Annotated in this window: 7 protein-coding genes and 1 pseudogene; 4 read left to right on the top strand and 4 right to left on the bottom strand. The window is 65.1% G+C overall.

Annotated elements, in window-relative coordinates:
- Both EOA28_RS16340 and EOA28_RS16345 read left to right on the top strand, forming a co-directional pair.
- A pseudogene (locus EOA28_RS16340) lies at positions 1-450 on the top strand (AMP-binding protein); the annotation flags it as partial.
- A 71-nt stretch (positions 451-521) separates the two neighbouring features.
- Positions 522-1,154: a 50S ribosomal protein L11 methyltransferase gene (locus tag EOA28_RS16345; protein WP_126083590.1), complete on the top strand. Its 633-nt coding sequence runs from the start codon at positions 522-524 to the stop codon at positions 1,152-1,154.
- On the opposite strand, the gene EOA28_RS16350 is transcribed toward EOA28_RS16345, so the two are convergent.
- Positions 1,151-1,876 (bottom strand): HAD family hydrolase, encoded by a 726-nt coding sequence (locus EOA28_RS16350; protein ID WP_126079688.1) that lies wholly within the window; start codon positions 1,874-1,876, stop codon positions 1,151-1,153. The genes EOA28_RS16345 and EOA28_RS16350 overlap by 4 nt on opposite strands.
- A gap of 5 nt (positions 1,877-1,881) precedes the next feature.
- Positions 1,882-3,489 carry a glucose-6-phosphate isomerase gene (gene pgi, locus EOA28_RS16355; RefSeq protein WP_245463473.1) on the bottom strand — a complete coding sequence of 536 codons (1,608 nt, stop codon included), beginning with the start codon at positions 3,487-3,489 and terminating at the stop codon, positions 1,882-1,884.
- A 356-nt stretch (positions 3,490-3,845) separates the two neighbouring features.
- Here pgi and EOA28_RS16360 point away from each other — a divergent pair, with 356 nt between their 5' ends.
- Together EOA28_RS16360 and EOA28_RS16365 are read left to right on the top strand one after the other, a co-directional pair.
- Positions 3,846-5,339, top strand: coding sequence for a PLP-dependent aminotransferase family protein (locus tag EOA28_RS16360; RefSeq protein WP_127249823.1), 1,494 nt, complete (start codon positions 3,846-3,848; stop codon positions 5,337-5,339).
- A gap of 220 nt (positions 5,340-5,559) precedes the next feature.
- On the top strand, positions 5,560-7,149 hold the full coding sequence (locus EOA28_RS16365; RefSeq protein ID WP_127249822.1) for a trimethylamine methyltransferase family protein: 1,590 nt from the start codon (positions 5,560-5,562) through the stop codon (positions 7,147-7,149).
- Between the two features lie 150 nt (positions 7,150-7,299).
- On the opposite strand, the gene EOA28_RS16370 is transcribed toward EOA28_RS16365, so the two are convergent.
- Together EOA28_RS16370 and EOA28_RS16375 are read right to left on the bottom strand one after the other, a co-directional pair.
- A complete protein-coding gene (locus EOA28_RS16370) occupies positions 7,300-7,698 on the bottom strand; it encodes a hypothetical protein (protein ID WP_127249821.1) in 399 nt (132 codons plus the stop codon).
- A gap of 124 nt (positions 7,699-7,822) precedes the next feature.
- A partial coding sequence (locus EOA28_RS16375; RefSeq protein ID WP_189342066.1) for a dihydroxy-acid dehydratase occupies positions 7,823-8,207 on the bottom strand: 385 nt, incomplete at its 5' end.

Genomic DNA, 8,207 nt, shown 5'->3' on the forward strand with positions numbered 1-8,207 from the left:
GAGATATGCATCCGCGGCCCGCAGGTGATGGCCGGCTACTGGAACCGGCCCGACGAGACCGCCAAGGTGATGACCAAGGACGGCTTCTTCAAATCCGGCGACATGGGCTTCATGGACGAGCGCGGCTACACCAAGGTCGTCGACCGCAAGAAGGACATGATCCTGGTCTCCGGCTTCAACGTCTATCCGAACGAACTGGAAGAGGTGGTGGCGCATCACCCTGGCGTGCTGGAAGCGGCCGCGATCGGCGTGCCGGACGAGCATTCCGGCGAAGTGCCTAAATTGTTCGTGGTCAAGAAGGATCCGGCGCTGACCGTCGAGGCGCTGATGGCTTATTGCCGCGAGAACCTGACCGGCTACAAGCGGCCGAGATACATCGAATTCCGCACCGAACTGCCGAAGACGCCGGTCGGCAAGATCCTGCGTCGCGCGCTGCGGGACCAGGCTTGAGCGATAGCACGGCCAGCCTGAGGCGAGAGCCGGCGAAAGCGCTCGATCGGGCGGAGTTCATCAAGGCGAACATGCGGCTGGCGCCGGTGCCGTCAGTGCCGGAGGTCCGGCTTTATCAGGCGCATCCGGGCAGCGGCCTGCGGCGGCTGCTCGAACCGGAGGACGGTGACGAAGGCGAGGCAGAGCCACAGCCGCCCTACTGGGCCTACGCCTGGGCCGGCGGCGCGGTTCTGGCCCGCTATGTGCTGGACCGCCCGTCGATCGTGGCCGGCAAACGCGTGCTCGATCTCGGCGCCGGCTCGGGGCTGGTCGGCATCGCGGCGGCAAAAGCCGGGACGCGCGCGGTGATCGCAGCGGAGATCGACCGCAACGGGATCGTGGCGCTGAGCCTCAACGCGGAAGCCAATGGCGTCGCCATCCAGATATGCGAGGGGGATGTCACCGACGGTCCGCCGCCGGCGGTCGACTTGGTGCTCGCGGGCGATGTCTTTTACGCGCAGGATGTGGGGCAGCGGATGATGCCGTTCCTCGAACGCTGCCTGGCCGCCGGCATCGACGTGCTGGTCGGTGACCCCGGCCGCGCCTGGCTGCCGAGGTCGCGGCTCTGCCTGCTCGGCGAATACCATGTGCCGGACGTCGGCGGAAACGGCGGCGGCGAGCCGAAGCCAAGCGCGGTGTTCGCGCTTGTGGCCGAACCCGGTTAGCCCGCAGGCACGCTCATCCGCGCGGCGAGGAAATCCGGCAGGTCGGCGACCGAGTCCAGGATGACATCCGCCATCGGCGCCAACGAGTCGCGCGTGCCGGTGCCGGAAAGCACGCCCACCGCCAGGCCGCAGCCGCCGGCGCGCGCCATCTCCAGGTCATGGCGATTGTCGCCGACCATGGCGATCTCGCCCGGCTTCAGCCCGGTCAGATCGCAAAAGGCAATGACGGTGTCCGGCGCCGGCTTCGGGTTGGCCACGGCATCATAGCCGAAGGCGGCGTCGAAAAGCTGCGCGACACCGAGCGTGGCGAGTGTCTTCTCGGCGCCGCTGGTGGAATCATTGGTGGCGACGCCCATGCGGTAGGATCGCGTGTGCAGCGCCCGCAGCGAATCGAGAACGCCGGGAAGCGCCACCGCCATCGAGGAGCCCTGCACGGAGGTGATCTCGTTGAAGCGCGAAACGGCATGCATCTGGTCTTCGTCGGACAGGCGCGGAAACCACAGTTCGACGACGTCCATGTTCGAACCCGAGGCAAAGATCGAATCGGGCTTGAAGCGTTTCGTGACGAAGTCGAAGCCGGCGGCGGCGAGCAGGCGATCGGCCTTCCAGCGATCGCCTTCGGCGGCATCCATCGCCATGAAGTCCGCGACACCGAGCCAGGTTGCATTGAAGTCGACAAGCGTGCCGTCCTTGTCGAAGAGAATTCCCTTGATGTCTGCCAATCCTTTTACTCCGAACCGCGCAAGTGGTGGATGTGTCCCACCAGACCGGCAGTCGAGGCGTCGCGGTTTGCGGCAGTCTCCTTGCCCTCAACGACAGGCAGCAGGCCTGTCGCCAGTTCCTTGCCGAGCTCGACGCCCCATTGATCGAAGGAATTGATGTTGAAAAGCGTGCCCTCGACGAAGACGCGATGCTCGTAGAGCGCGATTATACGGCCCAACGTGCGCGGATCGAGCTTGCGGTAGAGGATGGTGAGCGAGGGGCGGTTGCCTGAGAAGACGCGGTGCGGCGCGATGCGGTCGACATCGGCCGGTTTCATGCCCTTGGCCAGCATCTGCGCGCGCGCTTCTTCCAGCGTGCGGCCCTTCATGAAGGCCTCCGATTGCGCCAGGCAGTTGGCGAGCAGGAGATCGTGCTGGTGCTTCAGTTCGGGCTCGTGGCCGACGGCAGCGGCAAGGAATTCGACCGGGATGAAGTCGGTGCCCTGGTGCAGAAGCTGGAAGAAGGCGTGCTGGCCGTTGGTGCCGGGTTCGCCCCAGACCAGCGGGCCGGTCGGCGTGGCGACCGCGGTGCCGTCCAGCGTGACGCTCTTGCCGTTCGATTCCATGTCGAGCTGCTGCAGATAAGCCGGCAATCGCGACAGGCGCTGGTCGTAAGGGATGACGGCGCGGGCCGGATATTTGCAGACGACCCGGTGCCACCAGCCGATCAGCCCCAGCAGCACCGGCAGGTTCTTCTGCACGGGTGCTGAGCGGAAATGCTCGTCCATCTCATGCGCGCCGTCGAGGAAGGCGCGGAAGTTGCGCGGGCCGACGGCGATCATCACCGGCAGGCCGATGGCGCTCCAGACCGAGTAGCGGCCGCCGACCCAGTCCCAGAAGCCGAAGACGCGGTCCTGCTCGTTGCCGAACTTCGCCACCAGATCGAGGGCGGTCGAAACGGCGGCGAAATGCTTGCCGACCGCGTCCTTGCCCAGCGCTTTCTGCACCCAATCGCGCGCCGTCTCAGCATTCGTCATCGTCTCGACTGTGGTGAAGGTCTTCGAGGCGACGATGAACAGCGTCGTTTCCGCTGACAGGCCCTTCAGCGTGTCGTGGATATGGGCGCCGTCGACATTGGAGACATAATGCGCGCGCGGCCCGTCATGGTAGGGCGCCAGCGCCAGCGTCACCATCGCCGGGCCGAGGTCCGAGCCGCCGATGCCGATGTTGACGATGTCGGTGATCTTCTTGCCGGTGGCGCCCGCAGCCTTGCCGGAGCGGATGGCGTCGGCGAAAGCGCCCATGGCATCGAGCACGGCAATCACATCGGCCTTGGTGTCCTGGCCGTCGACGATCACGCTCTTGCCGGTCAGGTTCCGCAGCGCGGTGTGCAGAACGGCGCGGTTCTCGGTGATGTTGATTTTCTTGCCTTCGAACATGGCAGCGCGGCGTCCCGCGAGATCGGCGGCGCCGGCGAGCTTCTCCAGCATCGTCATGGTATCTGCGTCGACGGCGCATTTTGACCAGTCGAGGAGAAGGTCGCCATCGGTGGCGGAAAATGTCTCGAAGCGCCTGGGATCGGCAGCGAAGGCCTCGCGCATCGTACCCTTGGCCGCCGCGCGCTGATCACGCAGGGCGGCAAGATGCTTGTCGAAAGATGACTGGTCCACTGGCGGGCTCCTGGCGGGTTTTTAGATTTATCTTAACAGGCCGGATGTTTCCGGCGCGTGTCGTCGCGTCATTTTCGCATCATTCTATTGAGCCGATTTCCATTTCATTCAAGCGCGGCTTTGCCGCAGTGCATCACGCTTTTATGATGCACTGCGGCATTGTTTTACCGATCGCTAAATGAACCGCTTACGCGGGCCAATAGATCACTGGCATAAATCCCAGCGATCAGAAAAATTGATTGGCGCAACCCCTTATGCCACCCATACACTCCACTGGTCCAGCCAAGTAAAAACAGCTGGCCATCCGAGGATGATTTCCCATGCCACAGCGCAATGACACGGCCATATGGTCCGGCCTGTTCCGGATTTCGGCCGAATCCGGCCAAACCCTCCAGGCGCAGATACGCCAGGCGATCGTCGCGGCCATTCTCGACCGACAGATCGCCGCTTCGATGCCGCTGCCGTCTTGCCGGATTCTCGCGGAAAAACTTGGGGTTGCCCGCGGCACGGTGGTGCTCGCCTTCCAGCAGCTGGTCGACCAGGGCTTCCTGGTGGCGCGCGAGCGGCGCGGCCATTTCGTCAACCCTGACGTGCTGGCCACTCCCGCCAAGCCGCACCAGAAGGCGCCCGACCAGCAGAACGAGATCGACTGGAAGGCGCGCCGGCAGATCGCCGCAAGCGACATGCCGCCGCCCGCCAAGCACGACAACTGGATCAAGTCCTCCTATCCGTTCGTCTACGGCCAGTTCGACCCGGCGCTGTTCCCGACCGCCGAATGGCGCGAGTGCAACCGCATGGCGCTGGCCGTGCTCGAGATCCGCAATTGGGCGTCCGACATGGTGGATCGCGACGATCCGCTGCTGATCGAGCAGATCCAGGCCAGGCTGCTGCCGCGCCGCGGCATCTTTGCCAATCCGGACGAGATCATCGTGACGCTGGGCGCGCAGAACGCGCTCTATATGCTGGCCTCGCTCTTGATGACCAAGGGTTCGAAGGTGGCGATGGAGGATCCAGGCTATCCCGACGCCCGCTCGATCTTCCGGCTGGCCGGTGCCGATATCCAGCCGGTTCCGGTCGACCAGTCGGGCATCGTGACCTCGTCGATCCCCAGCGATTCCGGCTTCGTCTTCGTCACGCCGAGCCATCACTGCCCGACCATGGTGCCGCTGTCGGCGGAACGCCGGCAGGATCTTCTGGCGCGCGCCAACCGCAACAACCAAATCATCATCGAGGACGGCTATGACAGCCAGCTGCTCGACGAGGCGCCGCAGCAGGCGCTGAAGAGCCTCGACCGCTCGGGCCGCGTCATCTATGTCGGCTCGATGTCGAAGACGCTGGCTCCGGGCCTCAGGCTTGGCTACATCGTGGCCTCGGCCGGGCTGATCGCCGAGCTTCGCGCGCTGCGCCGCTTCATGCTCAGGCACCCGCCGGCGAACAACCAGCGCGCTGTCGCGCTGTTCCTGTCGCTCGGCCATCACGAGGCGCTGGTGCGCAGGCTCTCCGCCGCCTTCGACGAGCGGCGCAAGCGGCTGGTCCATGCGATTTCCGCTTTCCTGCCAGAATGGCGTTCGACCGACGCGGCTGGCGGCACATCGCTCTGGCTGGAAGGGCCGCGCGGCACCGATTCGCGCGGCCTGGCCGAAGCCGCCGCTTCGCGCAGCGTCATCATCGAACCCGGCGACCGGTTCTTCGACCGCAGCGAAAAGCCATCTCGTTTCATGCGCTTGGGCATCTCCTCGATTTCCCTGCAGCATATCGAGCCCGGCATCCGCGAACTCGCCACCGCTGCCGGGCGCAGGCCCGCGGCGGCCTGATCCCGACGGACTTTCCAAAAAGAGCCGGCAGCCGCCGGCTCTTTTTGCTTGGGCGCATGCTAGCCGCTTTAGCACTCTGGCATATTCGACGGGATTGCTTGGCTCATAGGCTGTACCAATGCCGGCGGCATAGTCGGGGCCATAAGGGGACGAGGCAGGCCGATGGTGGACCAACCGCCACGGACCGCGTCGCAATAAAGACAAAAGGTGGAGTGCTTCGATGTCAGTGGCTCTTGAGAAGCAGGAAGCGTCGTCGGACCAGCGTTCGCGGCGTTCCGGCGGGCGCGAAGCGCGCCGCGCGATGCGGGCGGCGCCCTTGGCCGACGACATCCGCCCGGTGCGGCCTGGGCTTGAAGGCGGCAGCTACGGGCCGTTGAGCCAGAACGACCAGGAACGCATCCACGAAGCGGTGCTGACGCTGCTGGAGACGGTCGGCTTCGCCAATGCCATCCCGTCCTGCATCGAAGCGCTGACCCGGGTCGGCGGCATTTATGGCGACGACGGCCGCATCCGGCTGCCGCGCGCGCTGGTGCTGGACAAGATCAAAAGGGCGGCGCGCAACTTCACCCTCTACGGCCAGGATCCCAAGCACGACATGCTGATCCAGGGCAAACGCGTGCATTACGGCACGGCGGGCGCGGCGGTGCATCTGGTCGATGTCGAGAAGCGCGAATATCGCGAATCGCTGCTGCAGGACCTCTATGACGCCGCCCGTCTCGTCGACGGGCTGGACAACATCCATTTCTTCCAGCGCACCATGGTGCCGCGCGACATTCCCGACCCGCTCGATATGGATTTCAACACGCTCTATGCCTGCGTGATGGGGACCTCCAAGCATGTCGGCACCTCGTTCACCGTTCGTGAGAACGTCAAGCCGGCGCTGGAGATGCTCTATGCGATCGCCGGCGGCGAAGAGAATTTCCGGGCGCGGCCTTTCGTGTCGAACTCGAACTGCTTCGTCGTGCCGCCGATGAAGTTCGCCGAGGACGCCTGCGGCGTGCTCGAAGCCTGCGTCGAGGGCGGCATTCCGATCCTGCTTCTGTCTGCCGGCCAGGCCGGCGCCACCGCGCCAGCGGCGATCGCCGGCGCCGTCGTGCAGGCGGTGGCGGAAGTGCTGATGGGCCTGGTCTATGTCAACGCAATCAAGCCCGGGCATCCGGCGATCTTCGGCACCTGGCCGTTCGTCTCCGACCTCAGGACCGGCGCCATGTCCGGCGGCTCGGCCGAGCAGGCGGTGCTGACGGCGGCCTGCGCGCAGATGGCGCAATATTACGACCTGCCCGGCGGCTCGGCCGCCGGCATGTCGGACTCGAAGCTGCCCGACATCCAGGCCGGTTACGAGAAGGGCATCACCAATGTCATGGCGGGGCTGTCCGGCCTCAACCTGGTCTATGAATCGGCCGGCATGCATGCCTCGCTGCTCGGCTTCTGCCTCGAAAGCCTGATCATCGACAATGACATGCTGGGACATTGCCTGCGCTGCGTGCGCGGCATCGAGGTGACCGACGATGCGCTGTCGATCGACACCATCGCCGAGGTCTGCCTCAAGGGTCCCGGACACTATCTCGGCAACGACCAGACGCTGAAGCTGATGCAGACCGAGTATTTCTATCCCGCCGTCGGCGACCGTTTCTCGCCCAAGGAATGGAACGAAAAGGGCCGGCCCGACATCCTGTCGCGGGCGATCGCGGAGAAGAAGCGCGTGCTTGCCGAGCGTTTCCCGCGCCACGTCTCGCGCCTGCTCGACGACAAACTGCGCGCCCGCTTCGGCGAGATGATCAAGCTGCCGCGCAGCGGCATGGGCGGCTAGGAGACATTGATATTCAGGTGAGGCCGGCCTGCAAATGGCCGTCTCCTGCGCTTCCGGTGCTCACGCACTTAAGTACGCTCCGCTCCGGTTCTCGGAGCCCACCATTTTCGACTCGGCCTGACCTCAATCTCAACGCCTCCTACCTGCAAGTCAACCGGCCCTCAGTCCGTAGCGCTCGACCACTACCGGGTTGATCAGCTTGGCGTGCAGCGTCATCAGCACGATCTGCGCGTCGAAACTGTCGCCGGCCTCCAGCGCCGCCTCGATGCGGCGCTCGACCGCCAAGGTCGGCTCACGGCCATTGGCCTGCTCGAACACGTCCGGCCCGGCGACGCAATAGCCGCAAAGCTGCGCCACCGAGCTATACGCGTCGGCCGGCGGCTCGTCCGGCCAGCGGTCGTTCATCAGATTGACGATGGTGAGTTTTACGCCTTCGGGAACCAGGGCAGGATGCAGGTCGGCCTTGCGCAACGCCTCATCCAACTGCCGCAGGTCGCCCGAGCGGCCGAACATGCCGAGGAAGCCCAGGGAAGAACGCCGTTTCGCCACGATGATCTCTCCCCTTCGCGGCCTGCCGAGATCGACCTTATCTGTGGGCTGAGCGTGGCTGAGACAAGGGCACGAAAAAGGACGGCCCGCCGGAGGCGAGCCGCCCTCATGATTTGGTCGACTTTCAGTGATTGTCGCGCGGCACGCCGCTGGTGTGGGCTACGTCCTGGTACTTGACCGCCGGCTTCAGCACCATGCCGGCCGAGAATTGGTCGACCATGCCGCGCTGGATCTCCTGCCACGGCGTCTGGTGCTTGGGATAGTGATAGCCGCCATTGCCTTGAAGTGCGGCGCGCCGCTTGGCGATCTCCTCGTCGCTGACGAGAATGTTGGCCGTGCCCTTCTTCAGGTCGATGCGGACGCGGTCGCCGGTCTTCAGCAGCGCGAGGCCGCCGCCGATCGCGGCTTCCGGTGAGGCGTTGAGGATCGACGGCGAACCGGACGTGCCGGACTGGCGGCCGTCACCGATACAGGCCAGTGAATGGATGCCCTTCTTGATCAGGTAGGCT

The organism is Mesorhizobium sp. M2A.F.Ca.ET.067.02.1.1, from assembly GCF_004023285.1.
Classification (GTDB): Bacteria; Pseudomonadota; Alphaproteobacteria; order Rhizobiales; family Rhizobiaceae; genus Mesorhizobium.

Excerpts from the sequence above, each read along its gene's own strand:
- EOA28_RS16345 (WP_126083590.1), top strand. The coding sequence starts at position 522 with ATGCGGCTGGCGCCGGTGCCGTCAGTGCCGGAGGTCCGGCTTTATCAG.
- EOA28_RS16360 (WP_127249823.1), top strand. The coding sequence starts at position 3,846 with ATGCCACAGCGCAATGACACGGCCATATGGTCCGGCCTGTTCCGGATT.
- EOA28_RS16365 (WP_127249822.1), top strand. The coding sequence starts at position 5,560 with ATGTCAGTGGCTCTTGAGAAGCAGGAAGCGTCGTCGGACCAGCGTTCG.